Source organism: Stenotrophomonas sp. AG209 (assembly GCF_003550055.1).
GTDB lineage: Bacteria > Pseudomonadota > Gammaproteobacteria > Xanthomonadales > Xanthomonadaceae > Stenotrophomonas.
Genome location: NZ_QXDB01000001.1, coordinates 993,339 through 1,012,203, shown reverse-complemented (window position 1 = coordinate 1,012,203; position 18,865 = coordinate 993,339). Strand labels below are relative to the sequence as shown.

The window sequence follows — 18,865 nt, the reverse complement described above, 5'->3', positions numbered from 1 at the left end:
GGAGATTGAGTTGATGATGCATACCACCTTCCGCACGCCGGCACGCCGGCTGCTGAGCACCGCGCTGGTCAGCTGCCTGATGCTGGCTGCTGCTCCGAACGTCATGGCGCAGTCGGCCAATGCCAGCCTGCGCGGCCAGGTTTCCGGCGCCCAGGCCGGCGCCGAAGTCACCGCCACCAACGTGGCCACCGGCACCGTCCGTCGCGGCACCGTCCGTGCCGATGGCAGCTACTCGCTGATGGGCCTGGACCCGGGCACCTATGACGTGGTCGCCAACGGCCAGTCGCAGAAAGTCACCGTCACCGTGGCCTCGACCGCGACCCTGAACTTCGCCGGCGCGGCCAGCAGCACCCCGGGTGCGACCGCGGCGACCAACCTGGACACCGTCAACGTCGTCGCGCCGACCCTGCTGCAGGAAGTGCGTACCTCCGAAGTCGGCAAGACCGTCAGCCTGCAGCAGATCCAGACCACCCCGCAGGTCTCGCGCAACTTCCTGGAGTTCGCCGACGCGGTGCCGGGCATGATCTTCACCCGCGACGCCAAGGGCAACACTTCGCTGCGCGGCGGCGCCACCAACTCTGACGGTACCAACGTCTACATCGACGGCGTGGGCCAGAAGAGCTACGTCAAGGGAGGCGGCGTGGCCGGTCAGTCCGGCAGCGCCGGCAACCCGTTCCCGCAGCTGGCCATCGGCGAGTACAAGGTCATCACCGGCAACTACAAGGCCGAGTATGGCCAGGTGTCCAGTGCTGCAGTCACCGCGGCGACCAAGTCGGGTACCAACGAGTTCAAGGGTGAAACCTTCTACCGTTACACCAACGACAGCATGCGCGCGATGACCCCGGCCGAGCGCCAGCCGGGCAAGGGCAAGGAAGATTCGGCCGAGAAGGAATACGGCTTCGCCCTGGGTGGTCCGATCATCCAGGACAAGGCCCATTTCTTCGTCACCTATGAGGCCAAGCGCTTCGACCTGCCGGTGACCATCGCCCCGCATGGCGCGGTGACCAGCAAGGCCGACCGCGTTCCGGCCGATGCGCAGGCCGGCCTGGGCCCGGCCAGCCAGCCGTTCCAGCAGGACCTGATTTTCGCCAAGGTCGACTTCGAGCCGACCGACAACGACCGCCTGGAGCTGACCTTCCAGGATCGTGACGAAACCCAGCAGCAGTTCTCGGACCAGACCGCGCCGATGCACGGCAAGGAAACCAAGAACACTGACCGTCGTTACGCGCTGCGCTGGAACCACAGCGGTGAGCGTTACTACAACGAGCTGATGGTCACCCACGAGGATTCGTTCAACAACCCCAAGCCGCTGAGCATGGGTAACGGTTTCAACTACACCGCACCGGACGGCAAGAGCGAGGAGCGCGCCATTGTCTCGATCGGCGGCTCGTCGGCGATGTCGTCGCAGGTGAAGGGCCAGAAGGGTTGGTCGATCGAAGACAACCTGACCCTGGACGGCATCGAGTGGGCGGGTGACCACACCATCAAGATGGGTGCCAAGTACAAGCAGATCGATCTGTACGCTTCCGACGCGGCGCAGATCAATCCGCAGTTCTACTACACCATCGACAATCCGGCCTTCCCGGACAGCATCCCGTACAAGGCACAGTTCGTGAAGCCGGTCACCGGCGTGTCCGGCGTGTCCGGTGAAGTGCGCTCGAAGGTGAAGCAGATCGGGCTGTTCATCCAGGACGACTGGCAGGTCAACGACCACCTGCAGCTGAACCTCGGCCTGCGTTGGGACTACGAAAAGAACCCGTCCTACCTGGACTTCGTGACGCCGCCGGAAGTGGTCAATGCGCTGTTCGCGCAGGATCCGCGTGCCGCCGCTGGCCAGAGCTACGCCGATACGCTGGCGTTGAGCGGTCTGAATATCAACGACTACATCAGCAACGGCCACAACCGCAAGGCGTTCAAGAATGCCTGGCAGCCGCGCCTGGGCTTCTCGTATGACATCAACGCCGACGAGCAGCACGTGATCCACGGCGGTGCCGGCCGTTCCTACGACCGCGACCTGTTCGACTACCTGCAGCTGGAAACCACCAAGCTGGCCCTGCCGCAGCCGACCATCTACTTCCGCAATCCGGCCACCGGCCAGTGCTTCCAGGGCAACGCCGCGTGCTATGACTGGAACCCGAACCTGCTCAACGGCATCGGCAACCTGCAGAGCCTGGTCGGTTCGACCAGCAATGCCGGCCTGGAAGTCGACCTGCTGAACAACAACCTGAAGGTTCCCTATGCTGACCAGTTCAGCCTGGGCATGAGCAACCAGATCGGCGACTGGCTGACCGACGCCACCATTTCGCGCACGCTCACCTACGATGGCTTCGCCTTCACCCTGGGCAACCGTTACCCGACCGGCAATTTCTTCGATGACCCGCGCCTGTGCGGCGGCACCGAAGCCGGCCTGAGCCAGGCCTGGAGCTGCAACGTGCCGGGCTTCGGCAGCCTGATCATCGGCCAGCAGGGCATCAAGACCCGTGCGACCCAGATCCTGCTGTCGGCGCAGAAGCCGTTCACCCAGGAAAGCGGTTGGGGCACCTCGATCGCCTATACCTGGACCACCGCCCGCCACAACCGTGACATCAACGAGCACTACGCATTCGATCGTGGCGTGATCGGTGACTACCCGACCATCCGCTCCAACGGCGCACCGCGCCACCGCCTGGTGGTGACCGGTTCGTACGCGGGCTTCTGGGGCATCACCTTCGGCGGCAAGATCACCCTGGCTACCCCGACTGCGATCAACGACTGGTACGGTGTGCCGCAGGCCAACGGCTTCGATCTGCCGACCCCGATGGCGGCGGTTCCGGGTGGCAACGGCCGGTTCCTGCTGGGTGGCAAGATCTTCGGTTACCGCTCGGTCGACCTGCAGGCCACGAAGACGTTCAAGATGCCGGGTGATACCGAGCTGTATGCCCGTATCGACATCATCAACGTGTTCAATTTCGACAACTTCTCGAACTACAACTACTACAAGAACGGCAAGTTGACCGCGAGCTACAACGAGACCGGCGACATCGTCGGCACGCCGCGCCAGGTCAAGGCGGAGGTGGGCTTCCGCTTCTAAGCGGAGCCGCCTGATGCAGTACCCCGATGCCGCCGGTCCGCCGGCGGCATCGGGCGCGTGAAAACGGCAATGGCCGGCCCCGCGCCGGTCCATTGCCCACGCCGCTGCCGGGCAGGGGGCAGCGGCGTGGGCAATGATCGCGGTGTCAAACCACGTTTTTCGTGGTTTTTTCAGGACGCACCTTGTAAACGATTTCAGATCATTGGACGTTATGCTTTCCCATCGATCAGACCACCGGAGGAATCGCGCCATGCAGGCACGCCATCTGTTGTCCGCCGCGGCGTTGAGCCTGGCCGTTGCTGCCTGCCAGCCGGCCCAGCAGGAGCCTGCCAAGCCTCGCCCGCCGGTGATCCTGATCGAGGCCGACGCACCGCCGCGGCCGATGAAGCCGGAGCTGCCGCCGCTGTTCGATGACATCGAGCGCCGCACCTTCCAGTTCTTCTGGGATACCACCAACGAGATCAATGGGCTGACCCCGGACCGCTATCCGTCGCGGCCGTTCGCCAGCATCGCCTCGGTCGGCTTCGCGCTGACCGCCTATCCGATCGGCATCGAGAACGGCTGGGTCAGCCGCAACCAGGCGATCGACCGCACACTGACCACGCTGAAGTTCTTCCGCGACGTGCCGATGGGCCCGCAGCGCACCGGCAAGGCCGGTTACAAGGGCTTCTACTACCACTTCCTGGACATGCAGGAAGGCCGTCGCTACGACAGCTGGGTCGAGCTGTCCTCGGTGGATACCGCGCTGCTGATGATGGGCGTGCTGTTCGCGCAGTCTTACTACGACGGCGACGATCCGCGCGAGAAGGAAATCCGCCAGATCGCCGATACGTTGTACAAGAAGGTCGACTGGCCGTGGCTGCAGCAGCGTGCACCGCTGATCTCGATGGGCTGGTTCCCGGAGAGCGGTTTCATCGACCATGACTGGATGGGCTACAACGAGGCGATGATGGTCTACATCCTCGCCCTGGGCTCGCCGACGCACCCGGTCAGCCCGGATGCGTGGACGGTGTGGACGCGTACCTACGACAACGACTGGGGCGTCTACCAGGGGCAGGAATACCTGTCCTTCGGCCCGCTGTTCGGCCACCAGTACAGCCACGTCTGGATCGACTTCCGCGACATCCAGGACGCGTACATGCGCGAGCGCGGCAGCACCTATTTCCTCAACAGCCGCTCGGCCGCGCTGGCCCAGCGCGAGTACGCCATCGCCAACCCGATGCAATGGAAGGAGTATGGCGAGAACGTGTGGGGCCTGACCGCCAGCGATGGTCCGCAGAACACCACGCAGGACTACCGTGGCGAGCAGCGCCAGTTCCGCCACTACTCTTCGCGCGGCGCCGGCCTGCGCGAGAACTTCGATGACGGCACCATTGCCCCTACCGCCGCGATCGCCTCGGTGGTGTTCGCCCCCGAGCAGGTGATCCCGGCCACGCTGGAGATGCACAAGCGCTTTGGCGATTACATCTATTCCAGCTACGGCTTCCTGGATTCGTTCAACCCCAGCTTCAACTACGACATCCCGATCAAGACCGGGCGCCTGGTTCCGGATCGCGGCTGGGTCGCCAGCGACTACATCGCCATCGACCAGGGGCCGATCCTGACCATGATCGCCAACTACCGCGATGACTTCGTCTGGGAAGTGATGAAGAAGAACCCGTACATCCGCAAGGGCCTGGAGCGGGCCGGGTTCAGCGGTGGCTGGCTGGCGCCGGAAGGCTCGTTCCAGCCGCTGGAACTGCAGAAGGACGCAAAGGCCGCGGCGGCACGCGCGGTGGGTATCGCCGAATCACGCGCGGCTGCCGCGCAGGAACAGAAGAACAATGCCAACCGCACCACAGGCCAGGGCAAGTAACCCGATGCCGAACTGGATCGACCGCCTGCGCCGCTGGGCGCTGCCTGCCCTGGCCGCACTGGCCGTGGCCGGCTGCGCCCGTACCGAACCGGGCACCACCACCGTGCGCTTCTGGGCGATGGGCCGCGAAGCCGAGGTGGTCAGCGAACTGATCCACGAATTCGAGGCCGAAAACCCGGGCATCAAGGTGGATGTGCAGAACATCCCGTGGACCGCCGCGCACGAGAAGCTGCTGACCGCGTTCGCCGCCGACGGCCTGCCGGACGTGTGCCAGCTGGGCAACACCTGGGTGCCGGAGTTCGCCGAACTCGACGCGCTGACCCCGCTGCAGCCGTTCGTGCAGCGCTCCGCCGTGGTCGACCCGAAGGACTACTTCCAGGGCATCTGGGATACCAACGTGATCCACGGCGAGCTGGTCGGCGTGCCGTGGTACGTCGATACGCGCCTGATCTACTACCGCAAGGACCTGCTGGCCAAGGCCGGCTACGACCACCCGCCGCGTACGTGGCAGGAATGGGAGGAGCAGATGGCGGCGATCAAGCGCATGCAGGGCCCGAACCGCTATGCGGTGCTGATGCCGATCAACGAATTCGAGCAGCAGCTGTCGCTGGCATTGCAGCAGCCCGACCCGCTGCTGCGCGACGACGACACCCGCGGCAATTTCGCCAGCCCGGGGTTCCGCCGCACGCTGGCCTTCTACGCCAACATGTTCGAGCAGGGCTGGGCGCCGAAGATGTCCGAAACGCAGATCTCCAACGTCTGGGACGAATTCTTCCGCGGCTTCAACGTGTTCTACATCTCCGGCCCCTGGAACATCCGCGAGTTCAAGAAACTGCAGCCGAAGGAACTGGAAGGACAGTGGGGCACCGCCGCGCTGCCGGGGCCGGACGGCCCGGGCGCGGGCATCGCTGGTGGTACCAGCCTGGTGATCTTCCGCAAGTCGCAGCAGAAGGAGGCGTCCTGGAAGCTGATCGAGTTCCTGTCGCGGCCAGAGATCCAGGCGCGCTTCCATTCCATCATCGGCGACCTGCCGCCGCGCCGCAGTGCCTGGAGCGCGCCTTCGCTGGCCAATGATCCGCTGGCGGCCGCGTTCCGCGATCAGCTGGAGCGGGTCAAGCCGACGCCGAAGGTGCTCGAATGGGAGCGCATCGTGCAGGAAATGCGCATCGTCACCGAGAAGGTGGTGCGTGGTGGCCTGGCGCAGGACAAGGCCGTGGAAGAGCTGGACCAGCGCGTGGACAAGGTGCTGGCCAAGCGCCGCTGGATGCATGAACAACAACGCCTGCAGGAGCGCGCGCCGTCGCCGCAATCAAGCAGCGCCGTGGCCGCCGGGAGCGCGCAATGAAACGTACTTCGCTGGCCGGCTGGATCTTCGCCGGCCCCTCGCTGATCGTGCTGGGCGTGTTCTTCGGCCTGCCGGTCGCTTCGGCGCTCGCGCTGAGCGTGACCGACTTCGACCTCTATGCGCTGGCCGACAGCAGCAACCTGCGCTTCGTCGGCCTGGGCAACTACATCGACCTGCTGCAGACGCCGATGTTCTGGAAGTCGCTGTGGAACACCACCTACTTCGTGCTGATCGGCGTGCCGTTGTCGATCGGCGTGTCGCTGGGCGCGGCGATGCTGCTCAATGCGCCGGCCGCGCGCTTCAAGGCCCTGTTCCGCACGGCCCTGTTTGCGCCGGTGGTGACCACGCTGGTGGCGGTGGCGGTGATCTGGCGCTATCTGTTCCATACCAGCTATGGCCTGGTGAACTACGGCCTGGGCCATCTGGGCATCAGCCCGATCGACTGGCTGGGTGATCCCAACTGGGCGATGCCGACCATCATGCTGTTCGCGGTGTGGAAGAACTTCGGCTACAACATGGTGATCTTCCTGGCCGGCCTGCAGGCGATCCCGCATGACCTGTACGAAGCGGCGCGCATCGACGGTGCCTCGCGCTGGAAGCAGTTCCTGCACATCACCCTGCCGATGCTCGGCCCGGTGCTGCTGGTGGTCGGCGTGATTACCGTGTCCGGCTACTTCCAGCTGTTCGCCGAACCCTACGTGATGACCCGCGGCGACCCACTGCAGAGCACCGTCAGCGTGCTGTATTTCATGTTCGAGGAAGGCTTCAAGTGGTGGAACCTGGGGCGCGCCTCCGCGGTGGCGTTCCTGCTGTTCCTGATCATCCTGGCGGTGACCACCGTGATGCTGCGTTTCGGCCGCAAGAGGCAGTTGGTATGAGTCGTGAAATCGGCCAGTCGCGCTGGTACCCGTGGTTGATCAATGGTGCGTTGCTGGTGCTGGCCCTGGTCAGCCTGGCGCCGCTGCTGTGGATGCTCTCGGTCTCGTTCATGCCGCAGGGCGAGGCCAGTCATTTCCCGCCGCCGCTGCTGCCGTCGAGCATCACCACGCACAACTACCATGAGCTGTTCGCGCGCACCGGCATGGGCGGCAACTTCGCCAACAGCCTGCTGGTGTCGCTGGGCATCACGATCGGTTCGTTGCTGCTCAACACCATGGCCGGTTATGCGTTCGCCAAGCTGAATTTCGTCGGCCGCGAGCGCCTGTTCCAGGTACTGATGGCGGCGCTGGTGATTCCGGCGCAGGTGGCGATGCTGCCGCTGTTCCTGCTGATGAAGCAGCTGGGGCTGGTCAACAGCTTCGGTGGCGTGATCGTGCCGGCGCTGGCCAGCGTGTTCGGCATCTTCCTGGTACGCCAGTACGCGCGTTCGATCCCGGATGAACTGCTTGAAGCGGCCCGCATCGACGGGGCAGGGGAGCTGCGCATCTTCTTCCAGATCGTGCTGCCGATGCTCAAGCCGGTGCTGGTGACCCTGGCGATCTTCACCTTCATGGGCGCATGGAACGATTTCATGTGGCCGCTGATCGTGTTGACCGATCAGGAGCACTACACTTTGCCGGTGGCGCTGGCCACCCTCTCGCGCGAACACATCATGGACGTGGAAATGATGATGGCCGGCGCGGTGGTCACCGTGGTTCCGGTGCTGGCGCTGTTCCTGGTGCTGCAGCGGTACTACATCCAAGGTCTGTTGCTGGGGAGCGTCAAGGGATGAAGCGAGCGATCGCCGTTGGACTGGGACTGTTGTGGACCTCCCTGGCGATCGCCGCACCACCGGCACTGCCGGCGCCGAAAGTGCTGGACGACTTCGACGATATCGGCGCCTGGAAACTGGTGCTGTCCGACCAGGTCAGTGGTTCGCTGCGGCCGGTCAGCGGCGCCGGCGGTGGCCGCGCGCTGTGCCTGGACTACGATTTCCACAAGGTCTCCGGCTACGTCGGCATCCGCCGCGCGCTGAACATCGAGTACCCGGTCAACTACCGTTTCGGCTTCCAGCTGCGCGGTGATTCGCCGGCCAACGACCTGCAGTTCAAGCTGATCGACGCCAGCGGCGACAACGTCTGGTGGGTCAACCGCCCGGGCTACAGCTTCCCCAAGGCGTGGACGCCGGTCGAGTACCGGCGTCGCCAGATCGACAAGGCGTGGGGGCCGTCGCCCGAGAAGGAGATGGCACGCAGCGTCGCGGTCGAGTTCACGATCTACAGCAAGGTCGGTGGCCGCGGCACGGTGTGCTTCGACAAGCTGACCCTGCAGGGCCTGCCGCCGCAGGATGATTCGGCGCTGGTGCCATCGGTGATCGCCGACACCGCCACCGCGCTGCAGGACCGCATGATCGATGGCAAGGGCGACACGTTCTGGATCAGTGGCGGGGTCAAGCAGCAGACCATCAGCCTGGATCTGCACAAGAGCCGCGAGATCGGTGGTGCGGTGATCGACTGGCTGCCGAACCTGGAAGCCAACCGTTACACCGTGCGGACCTCCGAGGATGGCCGGGACTGGCGCACTGTGCGCGAGGTGACCGGCGGCGCGGGCGGTCGTGACTGGCTGGCACTGCCGGATACCGATGCACGCTACGTGCGCTTCGACCTGCTCGATGGCCCGAACTGGCGCTATGGCATCCGTGACATCGCGCTCAAGCCGCTGGCCTTCGCCGCCACGCCGAATGCGTTCCTGTCTTCGGTGGCGGCCGATCTGCCGCGCGGGTCGTTGCCGCGTGCCTATGTGGGCGAACAGCCGTACTGGACCCTGCTCGGCCTCGATGGCGGCCAGGAACAGGCGCTGATCAGCGAGGATGGCGCGCTGGAGCCGGCCAAGGGCAGCTTCAGCATCGAGCCGTTCATCCGCCTCGACGGCAAGCTGCTGGACTGGTCGAAGGTGGCCATCACCCAGTCGCTGCAGGATCACTACCTGCCGATCGCCAACGTCGACTGGGTGCACGAGAAGGCCGGCCTGGCGGTGACCAGCTTCGTGCAGGGCACGCCGGAGCGCGCGCAGCTGATCGGCCGCTACCGGCTGAGCAATCCGGACAAGGTGGCGCACGAATACACCCTGGCGCTGGCGATCCGCCCGTGGCAGGTCAACCCGCCGACCCAGTTCCTCAACACCGTTGGCGGCTTCAGCCGCATCGATGCGCTGGATGTGGGCGAACAGCTGGTGCGCATCAACGGCGAGCCGCGCATCTACCCGCTGCAGGTGCCGGATGCCCGCTTCGCCAGCACGTTCGATGGCAAGCTCGATGCGATGCATCTGGCGTCCGGAAAGTACCCGGCCAGCACGGCGGTGAAGGACAGCACCGGCATGGCGTCCGGCGCGCTGCTGTATACGATCAAGCTGGAACCCGGCCAGAGCCGCGAAGTGGCGGTGGTGCTGCCGCAGACCGGCGGCTGGGCGCCACAGGCGCTGGACGTGGCCAAGGCGCAGGCGCAGGTGGCCGAGCAGTGGCGGCAGAAGCTGGGCGTGGTCTCGTTGCAGGTGCCGGCGGCGGGCCAGGCACTGGTCGACACCCTGCGCACCGCAGTGGCGCACATGCTGATCTCGCGGGTTGGCCCACGCCTGCAGCCGGGCACGCGCTCGTACGCGCGCAGCTGGATCCGCGATGGCGCGATGATTTCCGAAGGCCTGCTGCGCATGGGGCGCAGCGATGCCGTGCGTGACTACATCAACTGGTATGCGCCGTACCAATTCGAGAACGGCAAGGTGCCGTGCTGTGTCGATGCACGTGGCAGCGACCCGGTGCCGGAGAACGACAGCCATGGCGAGCTGATCTACAGCATTGCCGAATATGGGCGTTATATCGGTGACAGCACCTTCGCCGAGCTGATGTGGCCGCATGTGCAGAGCGCCTACAGCTACATGGAGCAGCTGCGCGCCAGCGAGCGCACGGACGAGAATCGTGCGCGCAATCCGGCGTTCTACGGGATGATGCCGGCCTCGATCAGCCACGAAGGCTATTCGGCCAAGCCGATGCATTCGTACTGGGATAATTTCTGGGCGTTGCGCGGCTACAAGGACGCGGCATCGCTGGCGGCCCAGCTGGGCAAGGTCGAGGCGATGCAGATCGCCGAATCGCGTGACCAGTTCCGTGATGACCTGCAGGCTTCGCTGCTGTCGGCGATGCAGCAGCACAACATCGATTACCTGCCAGGCTCGGCCGAGCTGGGCGATTTCGATGCGACCTCGACCACCATCGCGCTGGCCCCGGGCGGTGAGCAGGGGCGCCTTCCGCAGCAGGCGTTGGACGCAACCTTCGAGCGCTACTGGAAGGAATTCGTGGCCCGTCGCGATGGCAAGCGCGAGTGGAAGGACTACACGCCCTACGAGTGGCGCAACGTTGCTGCCTTCGTCCGCCTGGGCTGGCGTGATCGCGCCTGGCAGGCGACCGAGTTCTTCTTCAAGGACCGTGCGCCGCAGGCCTGGAACCAGTGGGCCGAAGTGGTTTCACGCACGCCACGCAAGCCGTTCTTCGTCGGTGACCTGCCGCATGCCTGGGTGGCCTCGGACTTCGTGCGCTCGGCCTTGGACATGTTCGCCTACAGCCGAGACATGGACGATGCACTGGTGCTTGCCGCCGGCATTCCGACCGCCTGGCTTCAGGGCGAGGGCATCGCCGTGCAGGGCCTGCGCACGCCGCAGGGCCAGCTCAACTACCGCCTGCAGCGCAGCGACAAGCAGCTGGTGCTGGAGGTGCAGCCGGGCCTGGTGCCACCGGTCGGTGGCGTGGTGCTGCCGTGGCCGTATGCGGGCGATCCGGGCGAGGCGACCATCAACGGCGAAGCGGCCGAGTGGGTCAACAAGGAACTGCACGTGCACCAGCTGCCGGCGCGGGTCGAGATCGACGTACCGAGCGCGGTGCGCCGCGCCGAACGCAAGGGGCAGTAACGATGAAGCAACAGGGGGCAGGGGTGCGCGCGACGGTGCGCGCCCTGGGGCTGGCCATTGCATTGGCATTGCCGGGCGTGATGATGGCGGCCGAACCGGCTGCCACGACCGCGGCGTCCGACGTCGCCAGCGCGCCAGGCATGAGCATGGTGACCTTCAACCTGCATCATGACCGCGAAGACTGGCCGAGCCGGCGCCGCACCATCCTGGCCGAGCTCAAGCGCCTGCAGCCGGATGCGGTTGCCCTGCAGGAGGTGATCCAGCGTCGCAACGTGCGCAACCAGGCGCAATGGCTGGCCAGCCAGCTCGGCTACAAGTACGTGTTCGTGTCCACCGATCCGGTGGGCGCACCGAAGCGCTACGGCAATGCGTTGCTGACCCGGCGGCCGATACTCGCCCAGGGGGATCATCTGCTGCAGCCATTGAATGATTACCGCACGGTGGCCCACCTGCGCATCGACGTCGACGGCACGCCGGTGAACGTCTACGCCACGCATCTCAACGAGCGCAACGACGAGAGTGGTCAGCGCATTCGTCGCAGCCAGGTCGAGGACCTGCTGCGCTTCATCACCGCTACCTCGGCCGGCGCGCCGGTCGTGATCGCCGGCGACTTCAACGCGCTGGTGGACGCAGGCGACCTGAGCGAGCTGCGCAGCCATTACGGCGACAGCTACGGCAGCGTGCACGTCAACACCGACCTGGCCGGCGTCAGCACCTTGAACCGGCACTATTACCAGGCGCCCTCGCGCATCGACCACATCTTCTTCCAGCAGGACCGGATGGTCGCGCGCGAAGCGAAGCTTCTGTTCGACCAGCCCGATGACAGCGGTCGCTGGGCGTCGGATCATTACGGGGTCTGGACCCGCCTGCAGTTCGCCCCGGCGCGCTGACGCTGCGGGGCCTCATGCTCTGGTAGGTGCCAACCTTGGTTGGCACGGGCGTGTCCACGTGCATTGAATCAACGGCGCCAATCAAGGTTGGCCTCTACCAGAGCGCTGCACGCGCTGTCCGCACAAACAAAAACGGCGGGGATCATCGATCCCCGCCGTTTCGTTCTACCCGATCAAAGAACGATCAGTTCGCCGGTGGCGTGCGCTTGGCGGCTTCTTCGTCTTCGTCCGATGCCTGGGCATCCGCGGCCTGGCTGGCCGAATCGGCATGGCCATCGGCAACCGGATCGATCGACGGCGTCACCACGGCTTCGGCCACCGGTGCGGCAGCTTCGATCGGCGCGGCTTCGACGGCCACCGGCGCTGCCGGCTGCTCGACGACCGGTGCGGTTTCGACCACCGGGGCGGCCTCGATGACCGGCTTCGCTTCCACCACCGGAGCGACATCGGCCACGACCGGAGCGGCTTCAACCACCGGGGCGGCTTCAGCAATCACCGGCTTGGCTTCGACGACCGGAGCCACTTCCACCACCGGAGCGGCTTCGACGACCACCGGTGCCGGCGCGGCCACTACGGCGGCCTCTTCGACCACCGGCTTGGCTTCAGCCGCCGGAGCGACCGGTGCTTCCGGCTGGGCCGGGGTTGCGGCGTCGATCTGGTCCAGCATGCTGGTCTGCACCGGCTGCGGGGCCGGCTCGGCCTTGATGACCGGTGCCGGGGCCGCCGCTTCCTGCGGAGCGACTGCTTCGACCACGGCGCTGCTCACGGCAACCACCGGGGCGGCAGCGGCAACAGCGACCGGTGCACGGACGGGCTTTTCAGCTTCCACGGCCACCGGCTCGACTTCGTCATCGAAATCGAACTCCGGCTGCGAGCGCGACGGCGGCGCGGCGGCGGCCGGAGCGGCCTCGGCGGCAGTGTCGGCAGCCTGGTCGGCGCTGTCATTGTCATCGCCTTCGTCACCGTCGTCCTGGTCATCGCCCAGGCCGTCGTTGCCGACAGCGTTCTCGGCGCCACCGCGACGACGGCGACGGCCACCACGACGGCCACGGCGGCGGCGGGTCGCGCCTTCACCGGCCTGCTCGCCGTTGGCGTCGAGGGCAGCCTCTTCACCGGTCACGGCAATCGCCTCGGCCTCGTTGCCGGCGTTGGCAGTGGTGTCGGCCGGTGCGGCGGCCTCAGGCGAAGCGGCAGCCAACGGTGCAACCGGCGCCACCGGCGCGGTCGCTTCCTGAGCGGTCACCACGTTGGCGGCGACCGCCGTGGCGGCCACGGCGGCAGCCGCGGTCACGGCCTCGGCCGGTGCCTCGGCGGCGCTGCGCTGCGGCTTCTCGGCCGGCTTGTCACCGTCCTGCTGCTGGCGCGGCTGCTTGGGCTGCTTCAGCTTCGGCTGCTGCTGGTTCTGGCCCTGCTGCTCGTTGCGCGGCTTGTTCTGCTGCTGCGGCTGCTGGCCGTCCTTCTGCTGCGGTTCCTTCTGCTTGCCCTGCTGCGGCTGCTGCTGGGCATTGCCGTTGTTGCCGCCCTGGCGACCGTCCTTGCGCTGCTCACCACGGTCCTTGCGGTTGCCGCCGTCCTTCTGCTGCTGGGCATTGCCGTTGCCGCCGTTGCCACGGCTGTCGTCGCGACGGTCCTTGCGATCCTTGTTGCGATCCTTGTTGCGGTCCTTGCGGCCGCCATCCTGCTGCGGCTGGCGGGCTGCCGGGGCCGGAGCGGGGGCCGGAGCCGGCTCGCCACCGAAGATGCGCTTCAGCCAGCCGACCACGCCACCACTGGCGGCCGGTGCCGGGGCAGCGGCGACCGGTGCCGGGGCCGGAGCGGTCACCGGTTCGGCTTCGGCACGCACCGGGGCCGGTGCAGTGTGCTTGACCTGGGTCACGGCCGGCGGCGGGATGTTCAGCTGGCCCTTGGTCAGGGCGTGCACCGGCAGCTTGCGCGGGGTGCCACGCTGGTAGCTCGGCTTGTTGCTGTCTTCACCCAGCTCGTTCTCGCGCAGGCGGGTCACGTTGTAGTGCGGGGTGTGCAGCTGCTCGTCGGCGACGATCACGATCGGCGCCTCGTGGCGCTGTTCGATCTCGCGCAGGGCGCTGCGCTTTTCGTTCAGCAGGTAATTGGCGATCTCCACCGGGGCCTGCACCAGCACCTGCCCGGTGTTCTCCTTCATCGCATGCTCTTCGGCAACGCGGATGATCGACAGCGACAGCGACTCGACGCTGCGCATGCGGCCGTGGCCGTCGCAGCGCGGGCAGACGATCTGGCTGGATTCACCCAGGCTCGGGCGCAGGCGCTGGCGGCTCATTTCCAGCAGACCGAAGCGCGAGATGCGGCCGACCTGGACGCGGGCACGGTCGTACTTCAGCGCGTTGGCGAGGCGGTTCTCGACTTCGCGCTGGTGCTTGTTGGAGGCCATGTCGATGAAGTCGATCACCACCAGGCCGCCCAGGTCGCGCAGGCGCAGCTGGCGGGCCACTTCCTCGGCCGCTTCCAGGTTGGTCTGGAACGCGGTGTCCTCGATGTCGCTGCCCTTGGTGGCGCGCGAGGAGTTCACGTCGACCGCGGTCAGCGCTTCGGTCTGGTCGACCACGATCGAGCCGCCCGACGGCAGGCGCACGTTGCGCTCGTAGGCACCTTCGATCTGCGATTCGATCTGGAAGCGGTTGAACAGCGGGATGTCGTCCTTGTAGTGCTTGAGCTTGCGCAGGGTCTGCGGCATCACCTGCTGCATGAACTCGCGGGCGTGCTCGTACATCTCCTCGGTGTCCACCAGGATCTCGCCGATGTCGGCGCGCAGGTAGTCACGCAGGGCGCGCACGATCAGGCGCGATTCCTGGTAGATCAGGAACGGGGCCGGCTTGCTCAACGCGGCTTCGGCGATGGCGCGCCAGACGTTGAGCAGGTAGTCCAGGTCCCACTGCAGCTCTTCCGCATCGCGGCCGACGCCGGCGGTACGGATGATCACGCCCATGTCGTCGGGGATGTTCAGCTTGTCCAGGGCGTCCTTCAGCGCGGCCCGGTCTTCGCCCTCGATGCGACGGGAGACACCGCCGGCGCTGGGCGAGTTCGGCATCAGCACCATGTAGCGGCCGGCCAGCGAGATGAACGTGGTCAGGGCGGCGCCCTTGTTGCCACGCTCTTCCTTGTCCACCTGGACGACGATCTCCTGGCCTTCCTTCAGCAGCTCGCGGATGCCGGCCTTGTTGTGGTCGACACCGGCCTGGAAGTAGTCGCGGGAGATTTCCTTCAGCGGCAGGAAGCCATGGCGGCCACCGCCGTACTCGACGAAGGCGGCTTCCAGCGAGGGCTCGATGCGGAAGATCCGGCCCTTGTAGATGTTGGACTTCTTCTGTTCCTTCGACGGCTGTTCGATGTCGATGTCATACAACGACTGGCCATCCACGATGGCAACACGCAGCTCTTCAGCCTGCGTGGCGTTGATCAGCATTCGCTTCATTGTTGCGTTCCTCGCAAGCGGCTACCGCGCGGAACGCCATGGGGTTTCGCCTCTGGACACGGTTCGCCGCCCATTCGCGCAAGCGCGGGGAGGGCGGCTTGGGTTTCCAGCGCTACGACACCACGGCAGGCCGCGGGAGCGCTTCACTCTTATGGGTTTTGGGGTGTTACAGGCCGCAGGCAGCTGTCAGCCAGGCTGGAGCGCCACGCGGGACATGTTCAGCACGGTTGCGTGTCAGGCATCCGGCGATGGCCGGGAAGGCCGGTGAGCCGCTAACATGGCCGCCCCGCGGGCGGTGGTCGCGCACTGTGCCGGATTCGTCGGAAGCTGGGCTTCTGGCCCTGAGTAACTTCCAACGAAATCAATCCCTTATCTCGCCCCCCGAGTGTAACAGAATAAACAGCCTGATGACTGCCCAAGACCCCACCAAACCCGCTGGCGACAAGCCTTCCGTGCGCATGATCACCGTTCCCGCCGACCGCGCCGGCCAGCGCCTGGACAACTTCCTGCTCGGCCAGCTGAAGGGGGCCCCGCGCAGCCTGGTCTACAAGCTGGTGCGCAGCGGCCAGGTACGGGTGAATGGTGGCCGCGCCAAGGCCGAACGCAAGCTTGAGGCGGGTGATGAGGTGCGTGTGCCGCCGGTTCGTCTCACCGAAGAGGGAGACAAGGCCGGTCCGCCGGAGGCGTTCATGCGCCGCCTGGAGCAGGCCATCGTCTTCGAGGATGCCCGCCTGCTGGCCCTGAACAAGCCGACCGGCGTGGCCAGCCACGGCGGCAGCGGCATCAGTTTCGGTGCCATCGAAACCCTGCGTGCCCTGCGCCCGGGCCAGACCCTGGAGCTGGTCCACCGGTTGGATCGCGACACGTCGGGTCTGCTGATCGTCGCCAAGAAGCGCTCGGCGCTGAGCGAGCTACAGGCGCTGCTACGTGAAGACCATGGCGCCGGCATCCGCAAGCGCTACCTGACCCTGCTGGCCGGGCGCATGCCCGACGGTGTGATGACGGTCGACGCGCCGCTGCACGTGGGCCTGCGCCAGGGCGGCGAGCGCCATGTGCAGGTCAATGCGATCGGCAAGGAATCGATCAGCCACTTCCGGGTGCTGGAGCGTCGCGGTGGTCATTCCTACTGCGAGGTGCGCATCGAGACCGGCCGTACCCACCAGATCCGCGTGCATGCCCAGCACCTGGGGCATCCGGTGGCCGGTGACGACAAATACGGCGATCCTGCGGTCAACAAGCGGCTTCGTGAGCAGATCGGGCTGAAGCGCCTGTTCCTGCACGCGGCCTCGCTGGAGTTCGCGCTGGACGACGGCAAGAGCCCGTACGTGCTGAACGCGCCGCTGGCGGACGAGCTGGTCGAGGCGCTGGACCGCTTGAAGTAACCCGAAAGGGGGCATACACGGAACCCTTGTAGAGTCGAGCCACGCTCGACTCACGCGCGCAGCGCGCGCTTCGCTCTTCAATCTTTTCATCGCGCGGCTGGCGTGCACGGAAAAATGACGGGGCACGGGCGGGGGCGGCTTGCAGGGGTGTCTGCGGCATGGATGCCGCGGACAAGCCCCCATGGATGGGTTCACGGCGTCCCCTGCAAGCCGGCCCCGCCCGTGACCTCGACCGATGCCCTCGATAGCCAGCCGCGAGGGGGCTCAGCCCGCTGGCCGCAAACCCCTCACCACTTGAACAGCACCAGGCTGATCGCCAGCGTGCCCATGCCTGCGACCAGTCCATAAACCGTCTCGTGGCCCTTCGCATAGCGCTTGGCCGCCGGCAGCAGCTCGTCCAGCGCCAGGAACACCATCACGCCGGCGATCAGCCCGAACACCCAGCCGAACGTGGCGTGCGACAGCGATCCGGACAGCAGCCAGTAGCCCAGCGCCGCGCCTACCGGTTCGGCCAGGCCCGACAGCAGACTGGCGCTGAACGCGTAGAACTTGTTCTGGGTGGCGAAGTACACCGGCACCGCAATGGCGATGCCCTCGGGGATGTTGTGGATGGCGATGGCGAAGGCCAGCGGCATGCCCACCGACGGGCTCTCCAGCGTCGCGAAGAAGGTTGCCAGCCCTTCCGGGAAATTGTGCGCGGTGATTGCGATCGAGGTCAGCAGGGCGACGCGCTTCAGGTACTCGCGGCTGTTCTCGCGGAATGCCGGGTCCTGCTTGTCCAGGCTGTCATGCGGGTTGGGAATGAAGTGGTCGATCAGCACGATCACGATCACGCCCAGCAGGAAGGCCAGGGTGCCGTAGGTGAAGCCGGTGCGCTCGCCATAGGCCAGGGCGAACGACGCAATGGACTTGTTGAGGATCTCCGACAGCGACACATACACCATCGCGCCGCCGGCGAAGGCCAGGCCAAAGGCCAGCAGGCGCGGATTGGGCCGGCGCGAGAACAGCACCAGCAGGCTGCCGATCGCGGTGGCGAGGCCGGCCGCAAGGGTGACCGCCAGCGCGATCCAGATGTTTTCGGGGGGAATCTGCAGCATCTACCGACGCAGTCCTGGTCAACAGACAACCGCCCCGGGCAGTGCCGGGGCGGCGAGGGCGAGGCGGGCGTCGGCTGGCCTCGTCGGGGTGCGCGCGATCAGCCGCCGCGGCGCAGGCGTTCTTCGATGGCGAAGCACTGGTCCGGCTTCGGCTGTGGCGGGTTGAAGCTGACCGGTACCTGGATGGTGGCCGGCACCGGCTGGCCGTTGCGGGTGGCGGCATTGAACTGCCAGCCCTGCACGGCGGTCTTGGCCAGCTCGTCCAGCTGCGGGTTGCCGGCGCCGGTGAGCAGGGCGACCTCGCTCGGCTTGCCGTCGGTGCCGATGGTCACCTTGAAGGTGCTGGTGCCACCCACGCCCATGCAGGCCAGTTCCAGCGGATACTGCGGCGGCGGCGTCTTCACCGCGGCCACTTCGGTCGGCGGCGGCGGTGGCGGTGCCGGCGGTTCGGACGTGCCGCAGCCGGCCAGGCCGGTCGCAGCGATCAGGGACAGGCTCAGCAAGCGTACGTTCATGGCAGTTGCTCCGTCAGGGCCGAAGTCTTTGCCGCGCAGATGAAGTCGTTCTCGCTCAGGCCGCCCACGTCGTGGGTGGAGAAGCGCACGACCGCGCGGTCGTAGTGCACGCCCAGGTCCGGATGGTGGTCCTCGCGGTGGGCAATCCAGGCCAGCGCGTTCACGAAGGCCATGGTGGCGTAGTAATCCTTGAAGCGGAAGGTGCGCAACAGGGCCTGGCCACCCTCGCTCAGCTCCCAGCCGGGAATCTGCGGCAGCAGTTCGGCCAAGCGGGCTTCGCCGAGCTTGTGGTCGCTGCCTTTGCGTGGCACGCAACGGGCCTGGGCCAGTGGAATCAGGTCGGCCATGGGAATCTCCACCTCGTGTTGACTGAACAATGCGCCGGACG

The 18,865-nt window shown here is 66.3% G+C and carries 12 protein-coding genes; 8 read left to right on the top strand and 4 right to left on the bottom strand.

What is annotated here, in order from left to right:
• Nucleotides 1-13 precede the first annotated feature (13 nt).
• From DFO63_RS04690 to DFO63_RS04660, 7 genes are all read left to right on the top strand, one after another.
• Nucleotides 14-3,070 (top strand): TonB-dependent receptor, encoded by a 3,057-nt coding sequence (locus DFO63_RS04690; RefSeq protein ID WP_049442663.1) that lies wholly within the window; start codon nt 14-16, stop codon nt 3,068-3,070.
• A gap of 250 nt (nt 3,071-3,320) precedes the next feature.
• Nucleotides 3,321-4,925 (top strand): glucoamylase family protein, encoded by a 1,605-nt coding sequence (locus DFO63_RS04685; RefSeq protein WP_119006528.1) that lies wholly within the window; start codon nt 3,321-3,323, stop codon nt 4,923-4,925.
• 4 nt (nt 4,926-4,929) lie between these two features.
• Entirely contained in the window at nt 4,930-6,270 is a 1,341-nt protein-coding gene (locus DFO63_RS04680) for a sugar ABC transporter substrate-binding protein (RefSeq protein WP_049442665.1), read from the top strand.
• Nucleotides 6,267-7,148, top strand: coding sequence for a sugar ABC transporter permease (locus DFO63_RS04675; protein ID WP_005410323.1), 882 nt, complete (start codon nt 6,267-6,269; stop codon nt 7,146-7,148). The genes DFO63_RS04680 and DFO63_RS04675 overlap by 4 nt, the downstream gene beginning before the upstream one ends.
• A complete protein-coding gene (locus tag DFO63_RS04670; RefSeq protein WP_049442666.1) occupies nt 7,145-7,981 on the top strand; it encodes a carbohydrate ABC transporter permease in 837 nt (278 codons plus the stop codon). The genes DFO63_RS04675 and DFO63_RS04670 overlap by 4 nt, the downstream gene beginning before the upstream one ends.
• Complete coding sequence (locus DFO63_RS04665) at nt 7,978-11,145, top strand: discoidin domain-containing protein (protein WP_119006527.1); 3,168 nt, start codon at nt 7,978-7,980, stop codon at nt 11,143-11,145. The genes DFO63_RS04670 and DFO63_RS04665 overlap by 4 nt, the downstream gene beginning before the upstream one ends.
• A 2-nt stretch (nt 11,146-11,147) precedes the next feature.
• Nucleotides 11,148-12,035: an endonuclease/exonuclease/phosphatase family protein gene (locus DFO63_RS04660; protein WP_119006526.1), complete on the top strand. Its 888-nt coding sequence runs from the start codon at nt 11,148-11,150 to the stop codon at nt 12,033-12,035.
• 184 nt (nt 12,036-12,219) lie between these two features.
• On the opposite strand, the gene DFO63_RS04655 is transcribed toward DFO63_RS04660, so the two are convergent.
• On the bottom strand, nt 12,220-15,483 hold the full coding sequence (locus DFO63_RS04655; RefSeq protein WP_119006525.1) for an Rne/Rng family ribonuclease: 3,264 nt from the start codon (nt 15,481-15,483) through the stop codon (nt 12,220-12,222).
• Between the two features lie 407 nt (nt 15,484-15,890).
• Here DFO63_RS04655 and DFO63_RS04650 point away from each other — a divergent pair, with 407 nt between their 5' ends.
• On the top strand, nt 15,891-16,865 hold the full coding sequence (locus tag DFO63_RS04650; protein WP_049403782.1) for an RluA family pseudouridine synthase: 975 nt from the start codon (nt 15,891-15,893) through the stop codon (nt 16,863-16,865).
• 287 nt (nt 16,866-17,152) lie between these two features.
• Here the strand turns inward: DFO63_RS04650 and zupT are convergent, their stop codons facing one another.
• The 3 genes from zupT to DFO63_RS04635 all read right to left on the bottom strand — a co-directional run bounded on the left by zupT (nt 17,153) and on the right by DFO63_RS04635 (nt 18,824).
• Nucleotides 17,153-17,962, bottom strand: coding sequence for a zinc transporter ZupT (gene zupT, locus DFO63_RS04645; protein ID WP_014037815.1), 810 nt, complete (start codon nt 17,960-17,962; stop codon nt 17,153-17,155).
• A 98-nt stretch (nt 17,963-18,060) separates the two neighbouring features.
• A complete protein-coding gene (locus DFO63_RS04640; protein WP_014037814.1) occupies nt 18,061-18,477 on the bottom strand; it encodes an energy transducer TonB in 417 nt (138 codons plus the stop codon).
• Nucleotides 18,474-18,824 (bottom strand): 4a-hydroxytetrahydrobiopterin dehydratase, encoded by a 351-nt coding sequence (locus DFO63_RS04635; protein ID WP_100440645.1) that lies wholly within the window; start codon nt 18,822-18,824, stop codon nt 18,474-18,476. Before DFO63_RS04635 ends, DFO63_RS04640 begins: the two co-directional genes overlap by 4 nt.
• Between the last annotated feature and the right edge of the window lie 41 nt (nt 18,825-18,865).

Excerpts from the sequence above, each read along its gene's own strand:
- DFO63_RS04690 (WP_049442663.1), top strand. The coding sequence starts at position 14 with ATGATGCATACCACCTTCCGCACGCCGGCACGCCGGCTGCTGAGCACC.
- DFO63_RS04685 (WP_119006528.1), top strand. The coding sequence starts at position 3,321 with ATGCAGGCACGCCATCTGTTGTCCGCCGCGGCGTTGAGCCTGGCCGTT.
- DFO63_RS04680 (WP_049442665.1), top strand. The coding sequence starts at position 4,930 with ATGCCGAACTGGATCGACCGCCTGCGCCGCTGGGCGCTGCCTGCCCTG.
- DFO63_RS04675 (WP_005410323.1), top strand. The coding sequence starts at position 6,267 with ATGAAACGTACTTCGCTGGCCGGCTGGATCTTCGCCGGCCCCTCGCTG.
- DFO63_RS04670 (WP_049442666.1), top strand. The coding sequence starts at position 7,145 with ATGAGTCGTGAAATCGGCCAGTCGCGCTGGTACCCGTGGTTGATCAAT.
- DFO63_RS04665 (WP_119006527.1), top strand. The coding sequence starts at position 7,978 with ATGAAGCGAGCGATCGCCGTTGGACTGGGACTGTTGTGGACCTCCCTG.
- DFO63_RS04660 (WP_119006526.1), top strand. The coding sequence starts at position 11,148 with ATGAAGCAACAGGGGGCAGGGGTGCGCGCGACGGTGCGCGCCCTGGGG.
- DFO63_RS04655 (WP_119006525.1), bottom strand. The coding sequence starts at position 15,483 with ATGAAGCGAATGCTGATCAACGCCACGCAGGCTGAAGAGCTGCGTGTT.
- DFO63_RS04650 (WP_049403782.1), top strand. The coding sequence starts at position 15,891 with ATGACTGCCCAAGACCCCACCAAACCCGCTGGCGACAAGCCTTCCGTG.
- zupT (WP_014037815.1), bottom strand. The coding sequence starts at position 17,962 with ATGCTGCAGATTCCCCCCGAAAACATCTGGATCGCGCTGGCGGTCACC.
- DFO63_RS04640 (WP_014037814.1), bottom strand. The coding sequence starts at position 18,477 with ATGAACGTACGCTTGCTGAGCCTGTCCCTGATCGCTGCGACCGGCCTG.
- DFO63_RS04635 (WP_100440645.1), bottom strand. The coding sequence starts at position 18,824 with ATGGCCGACCTGATTCCACTGGCCCAGGCCCGTTGCGTGCCACGCAAA.